Genomic DNA, 23,308 nt, shown 5'->3' with positions numbered 1-23,308 from the left:
CGCTACCTTTGGCTGCTGTCGGGATCGAGTTCCTGCTCGATCCGCTCCAGTACCGCAGCAGCCTCATCCGCTGACAAGGCTTCCCCGGTCTGGGATCGGGGAATCACCTGCACCCAGTCTTCCACCTGCCGCACATGAATCTGGTACTGGGTATCGGGCCGCAGTCTGGCGCCCTCATGGGTACCGAACAGGCGACTGAAGACACCACCCCGGCGCTCATGGGCCTCGGGCCGGAAGGTCACGTAATACACCCCTTCACTGCGATCCTGGTCATCCACCAGCAAGGCAGCCCGATCCAGCAATACGCCCAGGCGGCGCCACATTGGCGTGAACTCACCCCGAATCTCCAGGGCGGTTTCCCCGTTCACCGGGGTCAGTCGCAGATTGGGGGCAAGGTCGGGGGTCTGCCTCAGGGCAGCAGCAGCCTGCTCAGGCTCCAACCCCAGATAGGCCATCAGACGCACCAGCATCTCGGCCTCCGCCTCCGGGTCGGCAGGACGCAGGCGCCAACGCACCACATCCGATCCCTCGGCCACTTCCGCCACACTCCGATGGCTGATAAACACGGCGGTTCCCCCTTCTCCCTGGGACTCCAGTCGCAGCCGGTACTGGTCCCGGCTGGTGGCGTCGTGGACATCACCAAATACCCGGCTCAACAGGCGCCGGATGCCTCCCTCCACCGGGGCATGGGCACGGGCCTGGAGCCATTCGGTTTCCAGAATACCCAGGGTGGGCTCTTCCCGGGCCAGGGGCATGTCCTGGGCCTGGAAAAACGTCTGTAACCGGGGCCACAGTGCCGCCGGCGGCAAGTTGTGCACCTCCAGCCAGCGCACATGCCCCTCCCGACGCAGCACCAGATGTTCTGCGGTCACCAGTACCGCCTCATCCCGCTGCTCGGTTGCAGCGCCCTGAGGCCCCCGGCCTTGATCCAGGGCGCTGACCCGGTCAGGGATACGGAAACTGGGGTCCACATCGGGGGCCACCAGATCCGGCGGCACTTCCAGAGCACGGGTTTCACCCCCGTCCTGACCGGCACGGGAACCAGGGGCAAAGGTGCCGCAGGCAGAAAGCAGCAGGGCTGTGATCATCACCCCCGGCAACAGCAAACCAGGGGGGACCGAAACAGGGATGATGTTCATTGGCAGGAACCCAACGGTATACCCGCAGCCTGCAGCGCTTCCCGCAGGGGAGCGTGCAGGGCGGCGGACAGGGGCGTCAGCGGCAGGCGAATGCCCGGCGGGATCAGTCCCATGTCATGCAAGGCCCATTTCACTGGAATTGGGTTGGATTCCACAAACAGGGCCTGATGCAGCGCCTTGACGGGGGCGTCAGCTGCGATGGCTGCTGCCCGGTCACCCGCCAGTGCGGCGGCACACATACGGTGCATGGCCTCGGGAGCCACATTGGCGGTCACAGAAATGATCCCCTTGCCCCCCGCCAGCATGAACTCCAGACTGGTGGCATCATCGCCACTGTAAAGATCAAGCCGGTCACCACATCGCTCCAGCAACAGGCGGGCGCGGTCCAGATCGCCGGTGGCCTCCTTGAGGCCGACGATGTTGGAAATATTGGCCAGACGCTCCACGGTCTCTGGTAGCAGATCCACGGCGGTGCGGCCAGGCACATTGTAGAGAATCTGAGGAATGGGCACAGCCTCGGCAATGGCCCGATAGTGCCGGTACAGCCCTTCCTGGGTCGGCTTGTTGTAGTAAGGGGTCACCAGCAGACAGGCATCCACCCCCATCTGCATGGCCACCCGGGTGAGGTCGATGGCCTCGGCGGTAGAATTGGCGCCGGTGCCGGCAATCACCGGCACCCGACCGGCGGCAAATTCCACCACCAACCGTAGCACCCGACAATGCTCGTCCACATCCAGGGTGGCGGATTCCCCGGTGGTCCCCACGGCAACAATGGCATCTGTCCCCTGGCTGACATGAAATTCCACCAGGCGCTCCAGCGCTGACTCACAGATAAAGCCGTCTTCCTCCATAGGGGTGACCAATGCCACCATGCTGCCGTGAAACATCAAAACCTCCGGGCTAAATGCAAACCTGTTGGGCCTCACCTCGACCCATGGTCGGGGACGCCCTGCGCCTGCCGATAATATGCCATCTTGTCATACCGAGAAAGATCAGAGCCGGCTCGATAGGCGTAGCCGCCGGAAACTGATACCCTTCGGGTTTGTCGTCATTGCCCCTCCGTGATCATGTCCCAACCCGTCAAACACCCCCGCACCACACATCTGGTTGTTTCCGCCATGGGCGAGGACCGTCCGGGTCTGGCGGAGCATCTGTCACGGGTGATCCTGGAAAGCGGCTGCAACATCCAGGACAGTCACATGTCAGCCCTGGGGGGCACCTTTGCCGCCCTGATTCTGGTATCGGGCAACTGGAATACCCTGAGCAAACTGGATGGGGCACTGACCATCCTGGGGCGGCAGGCAGAGCTGGAAATCCTCTCCCGGCGCACCGGACCACGCCAGAATACCGGCCCCAGCCTGCCCTATGCCGTGGACGTGATTGCCCTGGACCAGCCAGGGATCGTACATCAGCTGGTGGGGTTCTTCACGGCCCGTGCCGTGGGTATCCGCGAGTTGAACAGCCATGCCTATGTGGCCTCCCATTCCGGTACCCCCATGCTCAACGCCCATCTGTCGGTGGAAATTCCCACCACGGAACACATCGCCTCCCTGCGGGAAGACTTTCTGGATTTCTGCGATGAACTGAACCTGGATGGCGTCATCGAGCCGGTCAAGGGCTAACGCCGTCAGGACAGCATCCATCATGGTCAGACAGGACATTCACGGCAAACGCCTGTTCGTACTGGATACCAACGTGCTCATGCATGATCCAGCCGCCCTGTTCCGTTTCCAGGAACATGATGTCTTCCTGCCCATGGTGGTCCTGGAGGAGTTGGACAAGGCCAAGAAGGGGGTCTCGGAAGTGGCCCGCAATGTGCGTCAGGTCAGCCGCTTCATCGACGCCCTGATGGCGGGGGCCGACCATGACCGCATTGCTCAGGGTCTGCCCCTGAACGGCGCCCACATGGAGGAAAGCGGTGGTGGGCGGCTGTTGTTCCAGACCCGCGCCCTGACCTCCCCCCTGCCCGCCAGCCTGCCAGGTCACACCCCGGACCATACCATCCTGGGCATTGCCCTGGCCCTGCAGGGAGAGCGGCCAGAGACCACCGTCACCCTGGTCTCCAAGGACATCAACCTGCGCATCAAGGCGGCAGTCCTGGGTATCCATGCAGAGGATTACTACAACGATCAGGTGCTCGATGACGTGGACCTGCTCTACCGGGGCACCTTCGAACTGCCGGCGGATTTTCCCGCTGGTCATCAGCTGGAAACCTGGCTGGAAGGCGGTCACACCTTCCAGCGCATCACCGGCCCCCTGGTGGCCCAATGGCATCCCAACCAATGCCTTTACCGGGAAGATGATCCTGATTTCATGGCCCTGGTGCGCCACCGGGAACACACCACGGCGCTGGTGGAAACAGCCAGGGACCATACCGGAACCCAACACCCGGTCTGGGGCATCCAGGCCCGCAACCGGGAACAGAATTTCGCCCTGAACCTGCTCATGGACCCGGCGGTGGATTTTGTATCCCTGGTGGGTACAGCAGGCACCGGCAAGACCCTCCTGGCCCTGGCAGCGGGCCTGGCCCAGACTCTGGAGGACAACCGCTACCGGGAAATCATCATGACCCGGGTCACCGTGCCGGTGGGGGAGGATATTGGTTTTCTGCCGGGCACCGAGGAAGAAAAGATGACCCCGTGGATGGGCGCCCTGATGGACAATCTGGAAGTGCTCACCCCCTCGGAAACCGGCGGCGACTGGGGGCGGGCAGCGACCCAGGACCTGATTGGTGGCCGCATCAAGATCCGATCCCTGAACTTCATGCGCGGGCGAACCTTTCTGGATCGCTTCATCATTCTGGATGAGGCCCAGAATCTCACGTCCAAGCAAATGAAGACCCTGATTACCCGGGCCGGGCCAGGCACCAAGGTGGTCTGCCTGGGCAACGTGGGACAGATTGACACCCCCTACCTGACGGAAACCACCTCGGGGCTGACCTATGTGGTGGACCGCTTCAAGGCATGGCCCCATGGAGGTCATGTCCTGCTGCAGCGGGGCGAGCGCTCACGACTGGCGGATTTTGCCGCCGAATTCCTGTAAGCCGCGACTCAGTCTGTTTCCCTGTCGGGAGACGACAACGCCTCAACGTCGGGGATATGACCGTGGCGCGGCCAAGAACGGATCACCGCCTGAATCAGGGTGGCCAGGGGAATGGCAAAAAAGACCCCCCACAATCCCCACAGCCCCCCGAACAGGATCACGGCGGTGATAATGGCCACCGGATGCAGGTTCACCACTTCAGAAAATAACAGGGGCACCAGCACGTTGCCGTCCAGAAACTGAATCACTGCATAGGCCACCAGCAAATAGGCAAACTCACTGCTCACCCCGAACTGGAAATAGGCCACCATGGCCACCGGGATGGTGACCAGGGCCGCACCAATGTAGGGAATAATGACCGACAGGCCCACCATGAAGGACAGCAACAGGGCATAGTTGAGATCAAAATAGATGAACGTCAGGTAGCTGACCGCCCAGACAATGAGGATTTCCACGAATTTGCCCCGCACATAACTGGCAATCTTCATGTTCACTTCGGCCCAGACTTCGTTGGCCAAGCCCCGGTCTCTGGGCAAAAATCCGGTGATCCAGCCCAAAATGGCCTCCTTGTCCTTGAGCAGGAAGAACACCATGATGGGCACAATCACCAGATACACCAGGATGGTGACCGCATGCATGGCCGAGGTCAGGGTCAGGTTGACCACCCGCTGGCCCAGGGCGATGGATTCGGCGCGAATGGCCCCCATGATCTCCCGCACCTGCTCCTCGGTGATGAACTGGGGATAGCGCTCGGGCAGTTGCAGCAGGATGTTTTGTCCCTGCACCACCATATTGGGCAACTCCCGTACCAACTGGGTAATCTGCTGGCTCAACACCGGCACCACCACCAGCAAGGAGGCCACCAGCACCGCCATGAACACCAAAAAGACCAGGGTCACCGCCGCCATACGGGGAATGCGCCACACCACCAGACGCCGCACGGCCCCCTCCAGCAAATAGGCAATGATGATACTGGCCAGCAACGGGGCCAACAGCCGCCCGGCAAACAGCACCACGGCAAATCCCACCAGCAGCAAAAAAGCCAGAATCACCACCTGGGGATCGGAAAAATGGCGTTCATACCAGCGCCGCAGGACCGGAATCATTCCACGGCCTCGCATATACGCTGGTCATGGCGGGCAAACACTGCCTCCAGTTCGTCAATCACTGCCACTGCCGGGCGCCCCTCTATCATGACCTGTTGCAAACGTAGCGGACGTTCACCGCCGCCCCAACGCCAACTGCTTTCACAATGTTGGATCAGGAGGACAGGCCCGGCTCTTTGGCGGTGAACCGGGTGTTGCAATAATCCCGGGCAAAGGCCAGCAGCTCTTCCATCGCCCGCAAGCGAAATTTATGGCGCTGATGCACGAAGGAAAACTGACGGGTCAGGGGAGGGTCCAGGGGAATCCCCACCAGACGTTTCAGGGCCAGTTCCTTGTCGATGGTGGAGCGGGACAAAATCGATATCCCCATGCCGGCCTCAACCGCCCCCTTGATGGCCTCAAGGCTCCCCAGTTCCAGACAGATCGTCAGGGCATTGCGATCCACCGCTCGCGCCGCCAGGTAATCCATGATGACCTCCCGGGTACCTGATCCCTCTTCCCGGCAGATGAACGGGAACGGGATGATCTCCTCGATGGCCAGCTGCTTTTTCCCTGCCAGGGGATGATCCGGCGGTAAAATGACCACCAGCTGATCCAGACGGCACATTTCTACCTGCAGATGGCGGTTGGACACCGACCCCTCCACCACCCCCAGGTCAATGACGTTGTTTTCCACCATGGCGATGATGCCTTCGGAGTTGGAGACCTTCAGACGCAGGTTCACATCCGGGTATTTCTGCTTGAAGTTGCCCAGCAAGGTGGGAAGCATGTACTCGGCAATGGTGGTACTCCCCCCCAGGGTCAGCGCCCCGGTGACATCGCCGGTGATTTCGCGGATGGCGTTGTCCATTTCCCCGTAGGCTTCAAAGATCCGCTCGGCATAGCCATAGGCAATCCGACCGGCTTCGGTCAGGCTGACCCGGTTGTGGGTGCGGTCAAACAGGCGGGTGTTGAAATGCTCTTCCAGCTGACGGATCTGAAAGGTGACCGCCGGCTGGGTCATGTGCAATGCTTCGGCCGCCTTGGTAAACGACAACAATCGCGCCACCGTGTAAAACACCTGCAAGCGTCGATCAGCCATGGATCTACGAGTCTCCCGGTCGCCAGATGCCAAAGGCTTCCAGGGGCGTCTGGGCCGGTTCCGGGGGCACCTGGCGCTGCTGGGCCACCACGTCATCAAAGACACTGGCCATAAACTCCTGAAGCTGGCCCAAAAACTGCTGGCGCCGGTCATCGGGCACCTGCTGGCAAGCCAGCAGATACCCGGTCACGGCGGCCATGTACTGAACCGCAACCAGGGGGTCGCCACAGCGTGGATCATGGCTTGCCAGCACGTCCTGCAGTTGCTGAACCAGCGTTCCGGATAATTGCAATGTTTCGCTCATGGCGAAAGGATATGACGAAATGACCGGATGGGAAAGCCCATGGGCCATTTGCCGGCCTTAATCGGCGTGACCCCCGGTAAACATCAGGCCATCGGTGCTGCAATCCACCGTGACCACGGCGCCCGGACCATACTCGCCCCGCAGGATGCGCTCGGCCAACGGATTTTCCAGTTGCTGCTGGATGGCCCGCTTGAGCGGCCTTGCCCCGTAGACCGGATCAAACCCGGCTTCTCCCAGACGGTCCAGAGCCGGCTGAGACACTGACAACTGCAAATCCCGCTCTGCCAGTCGCTGGCGCAGGTATTCCAGCTGAATGGTGGTGATGGCCCGGATCTGCTCCCGCCCCAGGGGATGAAAGACCACCACCTCGTCCACCCTGTTAATGAACTCAGGACGAAAATGGCTGCCCACTTCCTCCATCACCGCGGCCTTCATTTCCTCGTAATGTTCCTCGCCGGCCATCTCCTGAATCAGTTGCGATCCCAGGTTGGACGTCATGACGATGACACTGTTGCGAAAATCCACGGTGCGCCCCTGACCATCGGTGAGACGGCCATCATCGAGCACCTGTAACAGCACGTTGAACACATCCGGATGGGCCTTTTCCACCTCATCCAGCAGGATCACCGAATAGGGCCTGCGCCGGACTGATTCGGTCAGATAGCCCCCTTCCTCGTAGCCCACATACCCTGGAGGCGCACCGATGAGCCGGGCCACGGCGTGTTTTTCCATGAATTCCGACATGTCGATACGCACCATGGCCTCCTCGGTATCGAACAGGAACGCCGCCAGCGCCTTGGTCAATTCGGTCTTGCCCACCCCGGTAGGCCCCAGAAACAGAAACGAACCATTGGGACGGTTGGGATCGGAAAGCCCCGCCCGGGCCCTGCGGATGGCATTGGCCACGGCCCCCACGGCTTCGTCCTGCCCCACCACCCGGCAGGTGAGCACGGCTTCCATGCGCAGCAGCTTGTCTCGCTCCCCTTCCAGCATTTTGGCAACCGGGATGCCGGTCCAACGGGACACCACCTCGGCAATCTCTTCGTGGGTGACCTTGTTGCGCAACAGTCGCATCTCGTGCATTTCTGCCTGGGCCGCCATGTCCAGTTGCCGTTCCAGCTCAGGAATCCGGCCATATTGCAATTCGGACATGCGCCCCAGATCTCCGGCCCGGCGGGCGGTTTCCAGTTCCAGCCTGGCCCGCTCCAGTTCTTCCTTGATGGCGGCGGTGCCGGAAAGGGCAGCCTTTTCCGCTTTCCAGATCTCGTCCAGGTCCAGATATTCCCGTTCCAGACGGATGATTTCCTCTTCCAGTGCCTCCAGACGCTTGATGGACCCTTCATCAGACTCCTTTTTCAGGGCCTCCCGTTCGATCTTGAGCTGGATCATGCGCCGCTCCAGACGGTCCATGCTTTCCGGTTTGGAGTCGATCTCCATGCGGATGCGACTGGCAGCTTCGTCCACCAGGTCGATGGCCTTGTCCGGCAGTTGACGATCGGAAATATAACGATGGGACAAGGTGGCGGCGGCCACAATGGCCGGATCGGTAATTTCGACCCCATGATGCACCTCATAACGCTCCTTGAGGCCCCGCAAAATGGCGATGGTGTCCTCCACGTTGGGCTCTTTGACCATCACTTTTTGAAAACGCCGCTCCAGGGCCGCGTCCTTTTCCACATACTTGCGGTATTCATCCACAGTGGTGGCGCCAATACAGTGCAGTTCTCCCCTGGCCAGGGCCGGTTTGAGCATATTGCCCGCATCCATGGACCCCTCTGCCTTGCCGGCGCCCACCATGGTATGCAACTCGTCGATGAACAGGATCACCCGCCCCTCCTGCTTGGCCAGATCACTGAGTACCGCCTTGAGCCGTTCTTCAAAATCGCCCCGAAACTTGGCACCAGCAATGAGCGACCCCATATCCAGGGACAGCAGACGGCGTCCCTTGAGTCCCTCAGGCACCTCACCGTCCACGATACGCTGGGCCAATCCTTCCACGATGGCGGTTTTGCCCACCCCCGGCTCGCCGATGAAAACCGGGTTGTTCTTGGTCCGCCGCTGCAATACCTGGATCGCCCGACGAATTTCCTCGTCCCGCCCGATCACCGGGTCCAGCTTGCCCTGTTCAGCCCGCTCGGTGAGGTCGATGGTGTATTTTTCCAGGGCTTTGCGTTGATCCTCCGCATTGGGATCATCCACCCGCTGACCGCCCCGCAGGTCATCAATGGCCTGATCGATACGCCCCTTGACAGCCCCGGTCCGGCGCAGCAATTCCCCCAGTTGCCCCTGATGATCCAGGGCCGCCACCACAAACAGCTCCGAAGAAATAAACTGATCCTTGCGATCCTGGGCCAGTTTGTCACACAGGTTCAACAGGCGGCCCAGGTCATTGGAAATATGCAAATCGCCGGCAGCCCCCTCCACCCTGGGCAGGCGCTCCAGAGCCTCCCCCAACTGGGAACGGAGCATATTCACATTGACACCGGACTGGGCCAGCAGGGGGCGAACCGATCCACCGTCCTGATCCAGCAGGGCGATCATCAGGTGAACCGGCTCAATCATCTGATGATCCAGACCCACCGCCAGGGACTGGGCATCGGCCAGGGCCAACTGAAACTTGCTGGTAAATTTGTCCATGCGCATGGTGGCAAAACCCCTTGGTAATATGTCAGATTAATCCGGGATATTGGGCTGGCGCGGTGGGCTTTCAAGCGCGCAAGTCCATATAAGCATATACACGGGCGTAGCCCTCCCGTCTCGTGAGAAAATCACCACATGCTCCACCCGTGGCATCATTGAGATCGATCAGTCATGACCCGCCTTCATCCAGGGCCGGTCATTTGTGCAGGGGACGTGCCGTGTCATCAGTCAGTCAATATCCGGTATCACTCCACCAGCCTCCCGGCACCGCCGGGCCAGGCCGGGATACCGGGTGCGACCGCGATGACGCCACCGCTCCCCTTTACGGCCCGATAAAATCCCTGCTGAACCGGATCAAGCACTGGTCCTTTCCCGGTGACCGGCTACTGCATGTGAGTGTCCCGGTGCCCGCCACCCATCCATTTCGCTGGCTGCAGTCGGCTCCGGCGGGCAGCCGGGGATTCTGGCAGGCCCGCAATGGGGACGAAACCATCGCCGGGGTCGGCGTGGCCGCCGATCTGAGCAGTTGCCGGGCCGATGACCATGCCGCCCTGTGGCAGCGCATCTACGACATCATCGGCGATCAGGACACCGCCTTCATCGGTGGATTTTCCTTTGATGGACACTCCGGTCGGGAGGACTGGACAGGGTTTCCGGCGGCCCGCTTTGTCCTGCCAGCCATCGAACTGAACCGGCGGGCAGGGCAGTACCACCTGGGGGTCAACCTGCTGGCGGACTCACGGCGGGACTTCATGGCCCGCAAAACCCGGCTGATCACGATGCTGGACCGCCTCAGCCAGAGGCTGGCACAGCCCATGCTGGCCCCGACGGTCTCCATCGCCCAGCGCATCGATCACATGGATTTTGACACCTGCTGCCAGCAGATCGACGCCATTTTGGCCCTGATTGCCCAGGGTCAGTTGCACAAAGTGGTTCTGGCCCGACGGGTGGACCTGTTGCTCAATGCCCCTTTGCCCGCCTTTCTTGTCCTGGAACGCTGGCACCAGAGCAACCCAGGCAGTTTCTGCTTTGCGCTGGAAAACGGGGAACGGCTGTTCATGGGCTGTTCCCCGGAGCGGTTATTCAGTCGTACCGGTGACCGTGTATTTACCGAGTCCCTGGCCGGCACCGTGCGCCGGGGCGTCACCGACCAGGAAGATGCCGCCCTGGAGCGCATTCTGCGCCAGAATCCCAAGCTGATCCATGAACATGAACTGGTGACCCGCTACATTCGCACCCAGCTTGCCCCCTGGGTCACCCGGATCGATACCGGCCCGGATCAGGCGAGCATCTTCAAGCTGGACCGTATCCAGCACCGCTACCTGCCCATCCGGGCCACTCTGCGGCAAGGTGTGCGTGACGATCAACTGCTGGCGGCCCTGCATCCCACTCCGGCAGTGTGTGGCTTTCCCCGAGACCCGGCCAGGGCGCTCATCAGCCGCCAGGAAACCACCCGGCGGGGCTGGTACAGTGGTGTGGTGGGCCGGGTCTGTCCCCGTCGCTCGGAGTTTGCCGTAGCCATCCGCTCCGCCCTGCTCCACCGGGACCGGCTGCTGTGTTATTCCGGTGTCGGTATCGTGGAAGGCTCCGACGCCGAGGCAGAATGGAACGAGCTGGAAGCCAAGATTGAATCCCTCCTTGCTGCCCTGGAGTCCTGATCCCTCATCATGCAGGCCACATTCACCCATATCAATGAAGCCTGGGCCCAATTGCTGATCACTCGCCTGTATCAGCACGGCGTCCGCGACATCTGTCTGGCACCGGGCAGCCGCAGTGCGCCCCTGACCCTGGCGGCCATCCGGCTGCAGGATACTTACCCCCAACTGCAGCTGCATACCCACTTCGACGAACGGGGTCTGGCTTTCATGGGGCTGGGGCTGTGCCGGGCGCGACGACGGCCAGTGGCGCTCATCACCACCTCGGGCACTGCCGTGCCCAATCTGCATCCGGCGCTGGTGGAAGCCTTCCAGACCCATCAGCCCCTGGTGGCAGTCACCGCCGACCGGCCAGAAGAACTGGTGGGTTGTGGCGCCAATCAGGCCATCGTCCAGCCGGGTATCTTTTCCCACCATGTCCGTGCCGCCCTGAACCTGCCGACACCGGATATCACCCTTTCCGGCGGCTGGCTGGCCCAGCAGCTGGATCTGGCCCTGGCCCGCCTGCATGGCCCCGGACGGGGGCCGGTGCACCTCAATGTACCCTTTTGCGATCCCCTCTACGGCACCCCGGAATCTGCCGATTTTGGCCCCTGGATGTCCGATGTGGCACCTGTAGTGACGGCGCCGGATCCCTTTCCCGGTTTCACCATGCACCGTATCCGGGAGCCGGTGATTTTCGTGGCCGGACAGCTGGACCCCGAAGAAGCAGAAGCGGTGCTGATGGTGGCAAGGGATTACCATGTGCCAATTCTGGCGGACATCGGCAGCCAGCTGCGATTGCAAGACCACCCCTGCATCCTGCCCCACCCGGATCTGCTGCTGACGGTGACCCACATCAGACGCCGGCTCAAGGCCATGAATCAGGTGATTCAATTCGGTGGCCGCCTCACCAGTCGCCGTCTGAATCAATGGCTGGCGGATTTTCAGGGCCGGCACTGGCTGGTGAGTCCCCATGAGGACGGTCTGGACCCGGAGCGTCGGGCGCTACAGATTCAGGCTTCGATCCCGGAATTTTGCAGTCAGCTCAAAATACCCGTTCAGGGGGATCTGGGTATTGCCCCCCTGCAGGCCCAGGTGATCGAACAACTGGAACTGGCCCTGACCTACCCCTTCTCGGAACCGGCTGCCGCCCGGGTCATCACCGACACCATCCCCGACGACATGCTGCTGCTCCCCGGCAACAGTCTGAGCATCCGTCTGCTGGATATGGTGGCCCGACCCGGTCGGGGCAATCGCTGTATCACCAATCGGGGAGCCAGCGGCATTGATGGCCTGGTGGCCACGGCCGCCGGACTGGCCACGGGGCATCCCGCCGGGGCCACCCTGCTGCTGGGGGATCTGTCCCTGCTCCATGACCTCAACAGCCTGGCCCTGGCCGCCCGCAGCCCTCATCCACTGGTGATCGTGGTGCTCAACAATGATGGTGGCGGTATCTTCAACCTGCTGCCGGCTGCAGCACACAAGGATCATTTCCAGTCCTTCTTCCAGCTCCCCCACGGCCTGACGTTTCGCAATGCCGCCACCCTGTTCGGACTGATCTACGCCAATCCCGACTCTGCCGGCGCATTCCAGAAGGCTTACACCGAGGCCTGTCGTCGGGGAGATGCCACCCTCATTGAGCTGAACTTCCCCTCCAATCAAAGCAGCCGGATTATCCGGGGATTGATCAAGACTCTGGAAGAAGTCCGCTTTGAGGAATAAGGCCCCTGCTCCCTCCTCCTGGCATCAGCGCCCGGTTCTGGTGCTGCTCCACGGTTTCATGGGCAGTGGGGACGACTGGGCATCCACGGCGCAATATCTGTCGGACCAGTATCACTGCCTGCGGCCTGATCTACCGGGTCATGGGGGACAGCCACTCCCACCCCGGCTGACCTTTACCGATTACTGTCACTGGTGCTGGCAACAGCTGGCCCCCCAACTGCCTCCACGGTTTATCCTGGCCGGCTACTCCATGGGGGGGCGTATTGCTGCCCGGCTGGCGATTGAACATCCTGAGCGCATTGCCGCCCTGATTCTCGAAGGCGCCCATCCTGGACTGGAAACCCGGTGGGCACGGCGAACCCGCCGCCAACAGGATGCCCTCTGGGTCAAACGGTTCACCCAGGATCCCTGGCCCGCAGTGCTGGCAGACTGGTATCAGCAGCCTGTATTTGCCGACCTGACGCCCCAACGTCGAGCAGATTTCATCCGTGTCCGGTCCCGGCAAGATCCCACGGCCCTGGCCCAGGTACTACAGGCCGCCGGACTGGGCAGACAGCCGAACCTGCGGCCCGGCCTGGCCCGGCTGAGCTGTCCTTGTGTCTTTATTGCCGGCAGTCGGGATACCAAATTTACCGCATTGGGCCAGGATTTAACCCGGACCTGCCCCAGGTTTGAACTTGTTAAACTGGACGGTCTGGGGCATAACTGCCACGCTCAGGCGCCCCATCGGGTGGCCGCCGTCATCCGGCGCCATGACTGCCCTGGACTTTTTTCAACGAGCATGAATCCATGACCACAACATCTACCGACACCATCATCCCCGCCCTGACCTGGGAGGACCATTCGATCCCTGATGCGGACATCCTCTATCACAAGGCCGAAGGCATTGCCAAAATCACCATCAACCGGCCTGAGGTTCGCAATGCCTTTCGTCCACGCACCATCAAGGAACTGCGTCAGGCTCTGGCCGATGCCCGTTTTGACGAAAATATCGGCGTGATCATTCTCACCGGCCAGGGCGATCTGGCCTTTTGTTCCGGTGGTGACCAACGGGTCCGGGGGGATTCGGGCTATCAGGATGAACAGGGGGTACATCACCTCAATGTGCTGGACCTGCAAAAGGAAATCCGCTCCTGTCCCAAGCCGGTGATTGCCATGGTGGCTGGCTACGCCATCGGCGGCGGCCATGTGCTGCACCTGATCTGCGATCTGACCATTGCCGCCGATAATGCCCGCTTTGGCCAGACCGGCCCCAAGGTGGGTTCCTTTGATGGCGGCTTTGGTGCCAGCTACATGGCCAGCGTGGTGGGGCAGAAAAAGGCACGGGAAATCTGGTTCCTGTGCCGGCAGTACGATGCCCAGGCGGCACTGGACATGGGACTGGTCAATACCGTGGTCCCGCTGGCACAACTGGAGCAGGAAACCGTGACCTGGTGCCGCCGGATTCTGGAGCATTCCCCCATTGCCCTGCGGATGCTCAAATCTGCGTTCAATGCCGGTGTGGATGGACAGGCCGGTATTCAGGAACTGGCGGGCAATGCCACCATGCTTTTCTACATGACCGAGGAGGGACAAGAAGGCCGCAATGCCTATCTGGAAAAGCGTCCCCCGGATTTTAGCAAGTTCAGACGCCAGCCCTGATGCAGGCCGCCATCGCCTGCCACCCTGATATCCGGCTGTGGCGGTTTTCCCTTGCCCTGCGTCAGCCCCTGATCCTGCCGGGACACCGCCTGACCCGACGGGAGGGGCTGCTGCTGGAATGGTGTCACCCGCAGCACGCCAGCTGCTGGTCCGAGATCAGCCCCCTGCCCGGTTTTAGTGCTGCGACCCTGGATCAGTGCCTGGACCAGCTTCGGAACATCATGGCCCGGCGGCAGCCGTTACCGCAACGGCTGCACGACCTGCCGCCAGACACGGCCCCGGAAGTCTGCTTTGGCCTGGAAAGTGGTCTGCAACAATGGACCCGGACATTGCCGCCCCCCACGGCGGTGCCCCGCTGTCGACTGATCCGTCACAATGATGACCTGGATATCACCCCATCCCCGGATTGCACCTGCCTCAAGCTCAAGGTAGGACAGGATGACCCGGCAACGGACATCCAGCGGATTCGTCAGATCACCGCCCGGCTCGGCGAGCACCAGTGGCTGCGTCTGGATGCCAACCGTTCCTGGACCCTGGATCAGGCGGTGATGATCTGTGGCACCATCGACCGGCGGCGGATACAGTTTGTGGAGGAACCCCTGCGGGCTGGCAGTGACTATCGACACTGGTGGGCCAGTACCGGCGTCCCCTTCGCCTGGGATGAAACCCTTCGGGAACACCCGGATCCTGATCTGCATACCCCCGGTCTGGGGGCACTGGTCATCAAACCCATGCTCACAGGCTTCAAGCGCTGCCAGTCCTTACTGCGCCAGGCCAGAAGCCGACGCCTTGCCGTGGTCCTCAGTGCCGCCTATGAAAGCAACCTCACTCTGGACCTTTATGCCCGACTGGTTCATCACTGGGGCCTGGAAGGTGCGCAAGGGCTGGATACATTCGCTATATTCGGTGAGGCATTACTACAGCCCATTGCCAGTCAGCCTGAATGGCGCAACCTGCCCGTAGTCAAGGCCTCCCGCCTTGGGTCATTTGGTCATTTTCCATGAGTCACATCTCTTCCCACCCCGACCTGCCTTGCCTGCTGCACCAGGCCAGTGGCCAGCACCCCCAGGCACCGGCAATACTCACCCCCGGAATGAGGGTCACCTTTGCCGAGCTGGAAACCCAGGTTTCACGACGGGCCGACATCCTGCGGCTGGCCGGCATCCGGCCTGGAGACTGGGTGGCCCTGCGTACCCGTTCCAGTCTGCCCGGCATCATCGACCTGCTGGCCATCATGCGCAGCGGCGCCTGTCTGTTGCCGGTCAATCCAGCCCTGCCCATGGGGACCCTGACCCATATACTCGAGCACCAGGGCATCGGCTGGCTGCTCCAGGAACCGGGGCAACACCCCTGCCCCACAGGACAGCCCAGGGTCCACACCGACCCGGACAGGGCTGATCATGGCACTTGCCTGCAGTTTCCAGCCCATGCGCCCTGCAGCGGGATCTTCACCTCCGGCTCCACTGGCCAGCCCAGGATTGCCGTACACCGTTACCCCAACCATGTCTACAGTGCCGCCGGATCAGCAACCCAGATCCCGCTGGTGCCGGGGCACCGTTATCTGCTGTCCCTGCCCACCTACCATATAGGGGGGCTGGCCATCGTATTCCGCTGCCTGATGGGAGGCGCCGCCCTGGTGCTGGATGGCCGGGCCGAGGATGCGGGCTTTTTGCTGCACATGGCAGTCACCCATGTCTCCATGGTGGAAACCCAACTTTATCGGCTACTCCAGCAAAGCGCCCCGCTTCCCCGCCTTGAATGTCTGCTGCTGGGTGGAGGACCAGTCCGGGAAACCTTGCTGGCAACCGCCGCTGAACACGGACTGCCCTGCTGGACCAGTTATGGCCTGACGGAAATGACTGCCCAGGTCATCACCCAGCCTCCACAGGCGGCGGCCCGGATTCTACCCCACCGGGAATGTCACCTGAACCATGACCAGGAAATCCTGGTCCGTGGCGATACCCTGTTCATGGGATACCGGCAAGGGGGTCATCTGGTCCCGGCCACCGATGCAGATGGCTGGTTTCATACCCGTGATCTGGGCCGTTGGGACCGGGGGCAGTTTACCGTGACAGGTCGCCTGGACAACCAGTTCATCAGCGGCGGGGAAAATATTCAGCCGGAAATCATCGAACAGCATTTACATGACCATCCCGATATTGTTCAGGCCGTGGTGGTCCCTCGCCAGGACCCGGAATTCGGGCAGCGTCCGGTGGCGTTCATCCAGTCCACCGGCCCACTGAACACAAAAGCCCTGCAGGGGTGGCTGCGGGAACGGCTCAACCCCTTCATGGTACCGGTGGCCTTTTTGCCCCTGCCCCCCAGCGCTGATCTCAAGGCCCGGCGCCGGGATCTGATCCGGCTGGCCAACGCCCAGCATCAACGCACCTTGTGAAACCATGTCCCTCTGGCAACGTCCCATTGATCTGCAGGCCATCAATGCCGCACATGACAACACCCTGATGGAAACCCTGGGCATTGAGATCACCCATGTCACTGACAGCGCCCTGTACGGCACCTTGCCGGTGGATGGGCGCACCCGCCAGCCCCAGGGCCTGCTCCACGGTGGCGCTTCTGTAGCCCTGGCTGAAACCCTGGGTAGTGTGGCGGCCAATCTGGCAACACCGCCGGGCTGGGTGGCTGTCGGCATGGAGATCAGCGCCAGTCATCTCAGGCCGGTTCGCCACGGCCAGATTCTGGGCTGTGCCCGGCCCCTGCATCGGGGACGCAGCACCCAGGTCTGGGACATTCAGCTGGAGGACGAGGCCGGTACAGTCATCTGCGTCTGTCGTCTGACGGTACTGCTCAAGGAAAAAAACCCCGTATAGTACGGATATTCCCCTACCGGAGATCTCCCATGGCGACACCCGGCTCCTCGACTTCCCCCACCCTCAAGGCCGATGACCTCACTTTGGTGTTCGGCGCCAGTGGCTACATCGGCAGCCATCTGGTCCCCCATCTGCTGGCCCGTGGCGTCCGGGTCAGAGCCTGTTCCCGCAACCTCAATGTACTGGAAGCCAGGGGCTGGACCGGAGCCGAGCTGGTGTCCGCCGATGCCCTCAAGCCCGATACCCTGGGACCGGCCCTTGAGGGGGTTCAGGTGGCCTACTATCTGGTTCACTCCATGGGCGCCGGCAAGTCCTTTGGCCGTCTGGACCTGGAAGCGGCAGGGCATTTTGCCCGGGCCGCTGCTGCAGCTGGCGTCCAGCGTATCGTTTATCTGGGCGGGTTGGCCCCGGAATCAGCCCGTAGCGAGCATATCGTTTCCCGCCGCCTGACCGGGGACGAACTGCGCAAGGGCACTGTACCGGTGACCGAACTGCGGGCCGGGATCATTGTTGGCCCCGGTTCGGCGGCCTTTGAAGTCATGCGTGATCTGGTGCTGCATCTGCCGGTGATGGTCACCCCCAAATGGGTTTCCCGCACTTCTCCCCCCATTGCCCTGGAGAATCTGCTCCATTACCTGGAGCAGGTGCCCCGGATTCCCGAAGCCGCCGGCCAGATCCTGGACACCGGCGGCCCCGAATACCTGACCTATGCCCACATGATGCGCATTCTGGCTGAGGAGGCCGGTCACAGGCCGCCCCGGATCATTCCGGTGCCCTTGCTCTCCCCCAAACTTTCCTCTTACTGGCTGCGTCTGGTCACTGCAGTGCCCACCCCCATTGCCCAGGCCCTGATCGAAGGTCTCAAGGAAGATTATGTGGCTGATGACGCATTGGCCCGCCGTCTGGTACCCCAAACCCTGATGGACTTTCGCACTGCGGTACGTGCCACCTTCGAGGCGGAAAAATCCCACGGCATTGCGGCCCGCTGGACTGAAGGGGCGTTCATGTTCCGGGATTACCGGCTGGACTACGCCTATTACGCCAAACAGGCCTCTGGCAGTACCGTGGTGGACGCCTCTACGGCGCAGGTCTGGGCGGTGGTCCGTCGTATCGGTGGAGAAAATCGCTATTTTGCCTATGACATGCTCTGGAAGATTCGGGAAACCATAGACTGGCTGCTGGGAGGACCGGGGCGCAATTATGGTCGCCGTCACCCCACGGAACTGCGCACCGGTGACATGGTGGATTCCTGGCGGGTCATGGCCATTGAACCAGAACGCCGCCTCACCCTGGGGTTTGGCATGAAGGCGCCAGGGGCCGGTGTACTGGAAATTGAACTATCACCCCAGGACTCAGGTACCCGGATCACTGTCACCAACCATTGGCATCCAGCCGGGGTATGGGGTCTGCTGTACTGGTATCTGATGGCGCCGGCCCATGCCTTTATCTTCAAGGGGCTGGCCGAAGGGATTGCCCGCCGGGTCCAATCCACTTGAGTGGCCCATGTACATACGGTCATACGGGGTCTTTTGGCCCCGTTTCAATAGGAGAGAATGATCAAATGCCGGTTGTTGATCATGACATGCTGTTTCCCGCACCTCAGGAAGAAGTTTTTGGAATGATCCGGCGGGTGGATGAATTCCCCCGCTATGCCGATGCGGTGGAATCGGTCACGCCACTGGATGATAAAACCTACCGCTGGCAGGTGCGTGCCAACGGCATGGTCTTTCACTGGGACGTGACCATCATCGACGAGGATCCCCCCCACATGATCCGCTGGCAGTCCCTGAGCGGCATTCGCAATACGGGCCATTATCGGTTTTCCGCCGTCCCTGGCGGCACCCGGGTGCAACTGACCATCGAGTATCATCTGCCCACCCGGTTGCTGGACAAGACCGTGGGCCGGGTGGCCAAACCGATCATCCATCACATCAGTCGCCAGGCCTTTGAACGTATCCGTCGTTCCGTGACTCATACCCAGGCATTGGCATCCAGCAACACCCCGGTAGACCCAAAACCCTGACGCTTCCCATGACCTCAACCGGCCATGGCTTTGACTGGAACCCCGAATGGACAAACAGCAGCGCATCATTCAGATGTTCAACGACATCTCCCCCACCTATGACCGGCTCAATCGTATTCTCAGCTTCGGGGTAGACCGGCGCTGGCGCCGCAACGGCTGCCAGGCCGCCATGAAGATCCATGGCGGGCCGGTACGTCATCTGGTGGATGTGGCTACCGGCACCGGGGATTTGATTCTGTTCTGGCGCCAGGCCGCAGCATCCCAGGGCATCACCATTGAACGCATCACGGGTGTAGACCCGGCCAGAGGCATGCTGGAACTGGCGCAAGAGAAAGTCAATGATGTGACATTCCTGGAGGCGCCGGCCACGGCCTTGCCTCTGGCGGATGGTCAGGCTGATCTGGTGAGTATCAGCTACGGCATTCGCAACGTGGTAGACGTGGATGGCGCCCTGAAAGAATTTTACCGCATCCTGGCCCCTGGCGGCCTGGCGGTGATCCTGGAATTCATGAGCCGGGAAAAACTCACCCTGATGGACCGGATGAACCGCCTGTACATGCATCAGGTGCTGCCCCGTGTGGGCGCCCTGATTTCCAGGGACAAGGCGGCGTACACCTATCTGCCAGAATCCATTCAGGACTTCATGAGCCGGGAACAACTGTGTGACAAACTCTCTCAGGCTGGATTTGAGCCGGTGATGGTGCGCGATGAATTCCTGGGTATTTCAACATGCTTCATCGTCCGCAAGCCCGCCAGTGCGGCGACACCGTGACCCATCCAGCAGCGGCACAGACAACCTGACCAGCATCCATCCATGCAGGCTAAAAACACCGCCTGCATGACCATTTTGATATAGCACAACAAGGGAGATCCCCATGCGGGTAGCCATTATCGGGACCGGAATCAGCGGTCTGGCCACAGCCTTTTATCTGCAACGCGCCCGAAGCGATGCAGACATCATCATGTATGAAGCCAACCCTCATGTGGGTGGCACCCTGCACACCATCGACATCGAAGGCTTTCGCTTCGAGGAAGGGGGCAACGGCTTTTTGAGCAACAAGCCAGATATGCTGCAACTGGTGGCCGACAGCGGTGCCAGCGACCTGCTGATGCGCAGTCAGGATGCCTCCCGGCGCCGGTTCATCTATACCGACCGTATGCACCCCATGCCAGACTCGCCGGGCAAGTTCCTCAAAACCGAACTGCTCAGCTGGCCGCAAAAACTGCGGGTGATGGGGGAAGTATTCATCCGTCCCAAGCGAAATGACGAAGATGAAACCCTGCAGTCCTTTGGCTACCGGCGTCTGGGCAAGGCCTTCACCGATATTTTTCTCGATGCCATGACCGCTGGAATCTACGGCACCACTGCCGACCGGGTCTCGGTAAAGGCCGCCTTTCCTTTGGTGACCGAACTGGAACGCAAGCATGGTGGCTTGTTCAAGGGCATGATCGCCCGGCGCAAGCAAAGCGCCGGCCCCGGTGGTGTATTGATGAGTTTCAAGGGGGGTATGAATACCCTGACCGAACATCTTCACAAGACCATCAAAGCCCAATGGCATCTGGACACACCGGTCACCGGAGTGGTTCAGGAGGGTCAGGGATTCAGGGTGGAGGCCGGTGACAGGTCCAGCACCGTGGATCAGGTGATTCTGGCAGTACCCACCTACGCCGCGGCCCGCATCCTGGCCGGGCTGGATCAGTCACTGGAACAGCAGCTGGATGCGGTCAACTATGCCCCCATCGCTGTGGTGGGCTTTGGCTGGAAGCAGTTGGATCATCCTCTGGATGGTTTTGGTGTGCTGACCACCGCCGCCGCCCGGATGCCTTTTTTGGGCGTTCTATGGGACAGCGCCATCTTCCCTGACCGCGCCCCGGAAGGAATGAAATGTGTACGGGTGATGCTGGGAGGGCAGCGGGACCCCCATATGGTGGACCTGGACGACGAGGCCCTCATTGCCCATGCCAGGGACGGTGTGGCCAGGGCGCTGGGGATTGATGTTACACCGGATGTCCAGTTCGTAAAAAAATGGCCCCGAGGTCTGCCAGGGTATCCGGTGGGTCACATCGAGGCCATGGACACACTGATGGCCCATGTGGAGCGGTATCCGGGACTGCATCTGACCGGCAACGCCTACCGGGGCATTGCCATGAACGACTGCGCCCGCAATGGCCGCCTCACCGGCGAGGCTGCGGCCCTGCTGGGAGAAAAAACAGCGTGACTGCTCCCCGCCCTAAGCGCTAACGCGCCACGGGCGAGGCTTCCCACTTCTCAGGCAGCAGCCGGCGATGTGCCGGGCTTATGCAAGCCTCCATGGGCAGAGACGGACAGCCCTTCCGCCTTCAACTAGTACCGTGCCCCGGAAATACTCTGGATAATTTATGCCATCAGCGGTTTCCCGATGTAGGTCCAGAGAAACGGCTTGGCGAGCGTCTGGTTAAAGAGGGCGATGAAGTCGAGGTGGTGGCGATGTGGGCCACGAAGTCAGCTTCGGTGCGGGTGTCGCCGATGGAGGGGGTGATCACGCGCCCGGTGGCGGCCTCGAAATTGGCAATCAGGGCCTGGGTTCCGTGGCGTTTGTACTCGAACTCCATGGCCTCGGGATGGCCGGCCCGCATCGGGTGAGACGGGTGGATCGCCCCCAGGGCCTGGATGCCGGTTTTCTCGTCCACCGAGATGAGATGAATACCTTGTTCATGCAGCTGCGTTGCCTGATGGTACAGCGTACAGACCGTGCGAACCTCCTGACGGAAAGTGGCCTCATCGGGGCAGGTGGACCTCTGCTGGTCCGCGCCCAACATAACCGACGGCTCGCCGCCGATGGGCGTCGCCTGTTTGACACCGTTTACGACACCGCCCAGCAATCGCCCTGATCGCCTTGCCGACGCGGTGCACGAGATCGCCATCCTGGGTGGCTACCTCAACCGCAACACGGATCCCCCGCCGGCCACCAACTCATCTGGCATGGCTACACCCGGCTCGCCAGCATGAGCTTTGCCTATTCATTGCGGGACAAAATCGAACGATCATGGTCGGCAAACATGACTGGTCTGCGACACTTGTCGGTATAGGACAGGCCTGGGCCGGAGAGCCAGAACGTGAAGCATGGACAGCAGGTTGAGCCATGAATCCGACAAGTGAGGGGAAGAGTATGGCGTGATATTATGTGGCCAGTGAGTTTATAAATGAAGATATCATAGAGGCGTAGATGCTCGACCTGAGCCGGGAAAATGGAATGTCTGAATCTATTCAGCGGAACGAAGTCAACTACCCCCGACTGAAGTCGGGGGCTTGCCTGCCTGCCGCGTCGCAGGTGAGAGCAAGCCAGGTTGACCAGCCTGAGCAGGACGCTCGAAAGGGGCTACGTTTGCAACAGGTCGTCAAGACCCACCGGCAGATGCTTCCTCAGTCTGCCGCTCTGGAAGGTTGGGATCATGCTGGCGAAAGGTAAAGCACCGAAGGTTCCAGTCGCCGCGCAAGCGGGAGCCGGTTGCAGACATTGGCGAGGGGAGACAGGGCCAAAGCCCTGCGTTACTGGTGCCCTTTACGGGGCAGAGCCTTGCGGCCCTGTGGGTGTAAGGCCCACACCCTTTTTCGGCGACTGCAAGACCGCAGCCGCCATTCCTCCCGCGATTGAAATCGCGGGTTTCCTTGCGGAGAGGTTATGACGTCTGCCCGTGCGAAGAAGATCCCGGTGGTGGATGTTTTCGCTGGACCTGGTGGTCTGGGAGAAGGTTTCGAAGCTTATCGTGGAAGCCCTGATTTCAAGGTTTCGTTGTCGGTGGAAAAGGACGGGTGGGCCCACAGGACATTGGAGCTCCGGAGTTTTTTTCGCCAGTTTCCGGATGGCTTGGTGCCGGAGCTGTACTACGATTATGTTCGTGGCGATGCCGGTGTTACAAGGGATAAGCTTTGGGCAGAGTTTCCCGAGCAGGCGTGTGCCGCAGCAAGGATTGCATGGCAGGCCGAGCTGGGTAAGGCTTCCCTGCCAGAAGTCATGGATCGAATTGGAAAGGTGATTGACGGGCAGAGGCACTGGGTAGGCCCCCCATGTCTGTGGTCAATGCACGACAGGCTGCACTGCTGAATCCATTCATGGCGCCAAGGACGTGAACGACACCACCCATTACTACAACCAGCACGCCGG

22 protein-coding genes are annotated in these 23,308 nt (G+C 61.2%); 15 read left to right on the top strand and 7 right to left on the bottom strand.

Going from position 1 to position 23,308, the window contains the following annotated elements; genetic code table 11:
• Positions 1 to 2: 2 nt before the first annotated feature.
• Together bamC and dapA are read right to left on the bottom strand one after the other, a co-directional pair.
• The gene (gene bamC, locus BMX62_RS10765) at positions 3 to 1,139 is read right to left on the bottom strand and encodes an outer membrane protein assembly factor BamC (protein ID WP_090208641.1); all 1,137 of its coding nucleotides are present in this window, start codon (positions 1,137 to 1,139) and stop codon (positions 3 to 5) included.
• Positions 1,136 to 2,026, bottom strand: coding sequence for a 4-hydroxy-tetrahydrodipicolinate synthase (gene dapA, locus BMX62_RS10760; RefSeq protein WP_090208638.1), 891 nt, complete (start codon positions 2,024 to 2,026; stop codon positions 1,136 to 1,138). The genes bamC and dapA overlap by 4 nt, the downstream gene beginning before the upstream one ends.
• A gap of 180 nt (positions 2,027 to 2,206) precedes the next feature.
• Between dapA and BMX62_RS10755 the strand changes: the two genes are divergently transcribed.
• Entirely contained in the window at positions 2,207 to 2,761 is a 555-nt protein-coding gene (locus tag BMX62_RS10755) for a glycine cleavage system transcriptional repressor (protein WP_090208704.1), read from the top strand.
• Positions 2,762 to 2,783: 22 nt separating this feature from the next.
• Positions 2,784 to 4,181 (top strand): PhoH family protein, encoded by a 1,398-nt coding sequence (locus BMX62_RS10750; protein ID WP_090208635.1) that lies wholly within the window; start codon positions 2,784 to 2,786, stop codon positions 4,179 to 4,181.
• An 8-nt stretch (positions 4,182 to 4,189) separates the two neighbouring features.
• On the opposite strand, the gene BMX62_RS10745 is transcribed toward BMX62_RS10750, so the two are convergent.
• The 4 genes from BMX62_RS10745 to clpB all read right to left on the bottom strand — a co-directional run bounded on the left by BMX62_RS10745 (position 4,190) and on the right by clpB (position 9,315).
• The gene (locus tag BMX62_RS10745) at positions 4,190 to 5,287 is read right to left on the bottom strand and encodes an AI-2E family transporter (protein WP_090208633.1); all 1,098 of its coding nucleotides are present in this window, start codon (positions 5,285 to 5,287) and stop codon (positions 4,190 to 4,192) included.
• 154 nt (positions 5,288 to 5,441) lie between these two features.
• Positions 5,442 to 6,368: a selenium metabolism-associated LysR family transcriptional regulator gene (locus BMX62_RS10740; protein ID WP_090208630.1), complete on the bottom strand. Its 927-nt coding sequence runs from the start codon at positions 6,366 to 6,368 to the stop codon at positions 5,442 to 5,444.
• A gap of 4 nt (positions 6,369 to 6,372) precedes the next feature.
• Entirely contained in the window at positions 6,373 to 6,672 is a 300-nt protein-coding gene (locus tag BMX62_RS10735) for a hypothetical protein (protein WP_090208702.1), read from the bottom strand.
• A 57-nt stretch (positions 6,673 to 6,729) separates the two neighbouring features.
• A complete protein-coding gene (gene clpB, locus BMX62_RS10730; RefSeq protein ID WP_090208628.1) occupies positions 6,730 to 9,315 on the bottom strand; it encodes an ATP-dependent chaperone ClpB in 2,586 nt (861 codons plus the stop codon).
• 215 nt (positions 9,316 to 9,530) lie between these two features.
• On the opposite strand from clpB, the gene BMX62_RS10725 reads away from it, so the two are divergent.
• The 11 genes from BMX62_RS10725 (at position 9,531) to hemG (ending at position 21,382) form a co-directional block, all read left to right on the top strand.
• Positions 9,531 to 10,970 (top strand): isochorismate synthase, encoded by a 1,440-nt coding sequence (locus tag BMX62_RS10725; RefSeq protein ID WP_238375965.1) that lies wholly within the window; start codon positions 9,531 to 9,533, stop codon positions 10,968 to 10,970.
• Between the two features lie 9 nt (positions 10,971 to 10,979).
• Positions 10,980 to 12,671: a 2-succinyl-5-enolpyruvyl-6-hydroxy-3-cyclohexene-1-carboxylic-acid synthase gene (gene menD / locus BMX62_RS10720; RefSeq protein WP_090208625.1), complete on the top strand. Its 1,692-nt coding sequence runs from the start codon at positions 10,980 to 10,982 to the stop codon at positions 12,669 to 12,671.
• Positions 12,661 to 13,464 (top strand): 2-succinyl-6-hydroxy-2,4-cyclohexadiene-1-carboxylate synthase, encoded by an 804-nt coding sequence (gene menH / locus BMX62_RS10715; protein ID WP_238375964.1) that lies wholly within the window; start codon positions 12,661 to 12,663, stop codon positions 13,462 to 13,464. The genes menD and menH overlap by 11 nt, the downstream gene beginning before the upstream one ends.
• Complete coding sequence (gene menB, locus BMX62_RS10710; protein WP_090208621.1) at positions 13,461 to 14,312, top strand: 1,4-dihydroxy-2-naphthoyl-CoA synthase; 852 nt, start codon at positions 13,461 to 13,463, stop codon at positions 14,310 to 14,312. Before menH ends, menB begins: the two co-directional genes overlap by 4 nt.
• On the top strand, positions 14,312 to 15,316 hold the full coding sequence (gene menC, locus BMX62_RS10705; RefSeq protein ID WP_090208618.1) for an o-succinylbenzoate synthase: 1,005 nt from the start codon (positions 14,312 to 14,314) through the stop codon (positions 15,314 to 15,316). Before menB ends, menC begins: the two co-directional genes overlap by 1 nt.
• Positions 15,313 to 16,707: an o-succinylbenzoate--CoA ligase gene (menE, locus tag BMX62_RS10700; protein WP_090208614.1), complete on the top strand. Its 1,395-nt coding sequence runs from the start codon at positions 15,313 to 15,315 to the stop codon at positions 16,705 to 16,707. The genes menC and menE overlap by 4 nt, the downstream gene beginning before the upstream one ends.
• A 4-nt stretch (positions 16,708 to 16,711) precedes the next feature.
• Positions 16,712 to 17,140 (top strand): hotdog fold thioesterase, encoded by a 429-nt coding sequence (locus tag BMX62_RS10695; RefSeq protein ID WP_090208611.1) that lies wholly within the window; start codon positions 16,712 to 16,714, stop codon positions 17,138 to 17,140.
• 29 nt (positions 17,141 to 17,169) lie between these two features.
• Complete coding sequence (locus BMX62_RS10690; RefSeq protein ID WP_090208609.1) at positions 17,170 to 18,636, top strand: SDR family oxidoreductase; 1,467 nt, start codon at positions 17,170 to 17,172, stop codon at positions 18,634 to 18,636.
• 65 nt (positions 18,637 to 18,701) lie between these two features.
• Positions 18,702 to 19,163 carry an SRPBCC family protein gene (locus BMX62_RS10685; RefSeq protein WP_090208606.1) on the top strand — a complete coding sequence of 154 codons (462 nt, stop codon included), beginning with the start codon at positions 18,702 to 18,704 and terminating at the stop codon, positions 19,161 to 19,163.
• 46 nt (positions 19,164 to 19,209) lie between these two features.
• Positions 19,210 to 19,935, top strand: coding sequence for a bifunctional demethylmenaquinone methyltransferase/2-methoxy-6-polyprenyl-1,4-benzoquinol methylase UbiE (gene ubiE / locus BMX62_RS10680; RefSeq protein WP_090208602.1), 726 nt, complete (start codon positions 19,210 to 19,212; stop codon positions 19,933 to 19,935).
• A 103-nt stretch (positions 19,936 to 20,038) separates the two neighbouring features.
• The gene (gene hemG, locus BMX62_RS10675) at positions 20,039 to 21,382 is read left to right on the top strand and encodes a protoporphyrinogen oxidase (RefSeq protein WP_090208598.1); all 1,344 of its coding nucleotides are present in this window, start codon (positions 20,039 to 20,041) and stop codon (positions 21,380 to 21,382) included.
• Positions 21,383 to 21,548: 166 nt separating this feature from the next.
• Here the strand turns inward: hemG and BMX62_RS10670 are convergent, their stop codons facing one another.
• Positions 21,549 to 21,833: a transposase gene (locus BMX62_RS10670; protein ID WP_238375963.1), complete on the bottom strand. Its 285-nt coding sequence runs from the start codon at positions 21,831 to 21,833 to the stop codon at positions 21,549 to 21,551.
• Positions 21,834 to 21,842: 9 nt separating this feature from the next.
• On the opposite strand from BMX62_RS10670, the gene BMX62_RS12915 reads away from it, so the two are divergent.
• Together BMX62_RS12915 and BMX62_RS10655 are read left to right on the top strand one after the other, a co-directional pair.
• On the top strand, positions 21,843 to 22,034 hold the full coding sequence (locus tag BMX62_RS12915; RefSeq protein WP_162273536.1) for a hypothetical protein: 192 nt from the start codon (positions 21,843 to 21,845) through the stop codon (positions 22,032 to 22,034).
• A gap of 791 nt (positions 22,035 to 22,825) precedes the next feature.
• Positions 22,826 to 23,248 (top strand): hypothetical protein, encoded by a 423-nt coding sequence (locus BMX62_RS10655; protein WP_090208590.1) that lies wholly within the window; start codon positions 22,826 to 22,828, stop codon positions 23,246 to 23,248.
• Positions 23,249 to 23,308 lie beyond the last annotated feature (60 nt).

The sequence above is a fragment of the Ectothiorhodospira magna genome (assembly GCF_900110965.1).
Lineage (GTDB): Bacteria > Pseudomonadota > Gammaproteobacteria > Ectothiorhodospirales > Ectothiorhodospiraceae > Ectothiorhodospira > Ectothiorhodospira magna.
Note: the sequence above shows the minus strand (reverse complement) of the source record. Positions and strands in the feature narration are given on the sequence as shown.

Coding starts and splice junctions, on each gene's coding strand:
- bamC (WP_090208641.1), bottom strand. CDS start 1,139: ATGAACATCATCCCTGTTTCGGTCCCCCCTGGTTTGCTGTTGCCGGGG.
- dapA (WP_090208638.1), bottom strand. CDS start 2,026: ATGTTTCACGGCAGCATGGTGGCATTGGTCACCCCTATGGAGGAAGAC.
- BMX62_RS10755 (WP_090208704.1), top strand. CDS start 2,207: ATGTCCCAACCCGTCAAACACCCCCGCACCACACATCTGGTTGTTTCC.
- BMX62_RS10750 (WP_090208635.1), top strand. CDS start 2,784: ATGGTCAGACAGGACATTCACGGCAAACGCCTGTTCGTACTGGATACC.
- BMX62_RS10745 (WP_090208633.1), bottom strand. CDS start 5,287: ATGATTCCGGTCCTGCGGCGCTGGTATGAACGCCATTTTTCCGATCCC.
- BMX62_RS10740 (WP_090208630.1), bottom strand. CDS start 6,368: ATGGCTGATCGACGCTTGCAGGTGTTTTACACGGTGGCGCGATTGTTG.
- BMX62_RS10735 (WP_090208702.1), bottom strand. CDS start 6,672: ATGAGCGAAACATTGCAATTATCCGGAACGCTGGTTCAGCAACTGCAG.
- clpB (WP_090208628.1), bottom strand. CDS start 9,315: ATGCGCATGGACAAATTTACCAGCAAGTTTCAGTTGGCCCTGGCCGAT.
- menD (WP_090208625.1), top strand. CDS start 10,980: ATGCAGGCCACATTCACCCATATCAATGAAGCCTGGGCCCAATTGCTG.
- menB (WP_090208621.1), top strand. CDS start 13,461: ATGACCACAACATCTACCGACACCATCATCCCCGCCCTGACCTGGGAG.
- menC (WP_090208618.1), top strand. CDS start 14,312: ATGCAGGCCGCCATCGCCTGCCACCCTGATATCCGGCTGTGGCGGTTT.
- menE (WP_090208614.1), top strand. CDS start 15,313: ATGAGTCACATCTCTTCCCACCCCGACCTGCCTTGCCTGCTGCACCAG.
- BMX62_RS10695 (WP_090208611.1), top strand. CDS start 16,712: ATGTCCCTCTGGCAACGTCCCATTGATCTGCAGGCCATCAATGCCGCA.
- BMX62_RS10690 (WP_090208609.1), top strand. CDS start 17,170: ATGGCGACACCCGGCTCCTCGACTTCCCCCACCCTCAAGGCCGATGAC.
- BMX62_RS10685 (WP_090208606.1), top strand. CDS start 18,702: ATGCCGGTTGTTGATCATGACATGCTGTTTCCCGCACCTCAGGAAGAA.
- ubiE (WP_090208602.1), top strand. CDS start 19,210: ATGGACAAACAGCAGCGCATCATTCAGATGTTCAACGACATCTCCCCC.
- hemG (WP_090208598.1), top strand. CDS start 20,039: ATGCGGGTAGCCATTATCGGGACCGGAATCAGCGGTCTGGCCACAGCC.
- BMX62_RS12915 (WP_162273536.1), top strand. CDS start 21,843: ATGAATACCTTGTTCATGCAGCTGCGTTGCCTGATGGTACAGCGTACA.
- BMX62_RS10655 (WP_090208590.1), top strand. CDS start 22,826: ATGACGTCTGCCCGTGCGAAGAAGATCCCGGTGGTGGATGTTTTCGCT.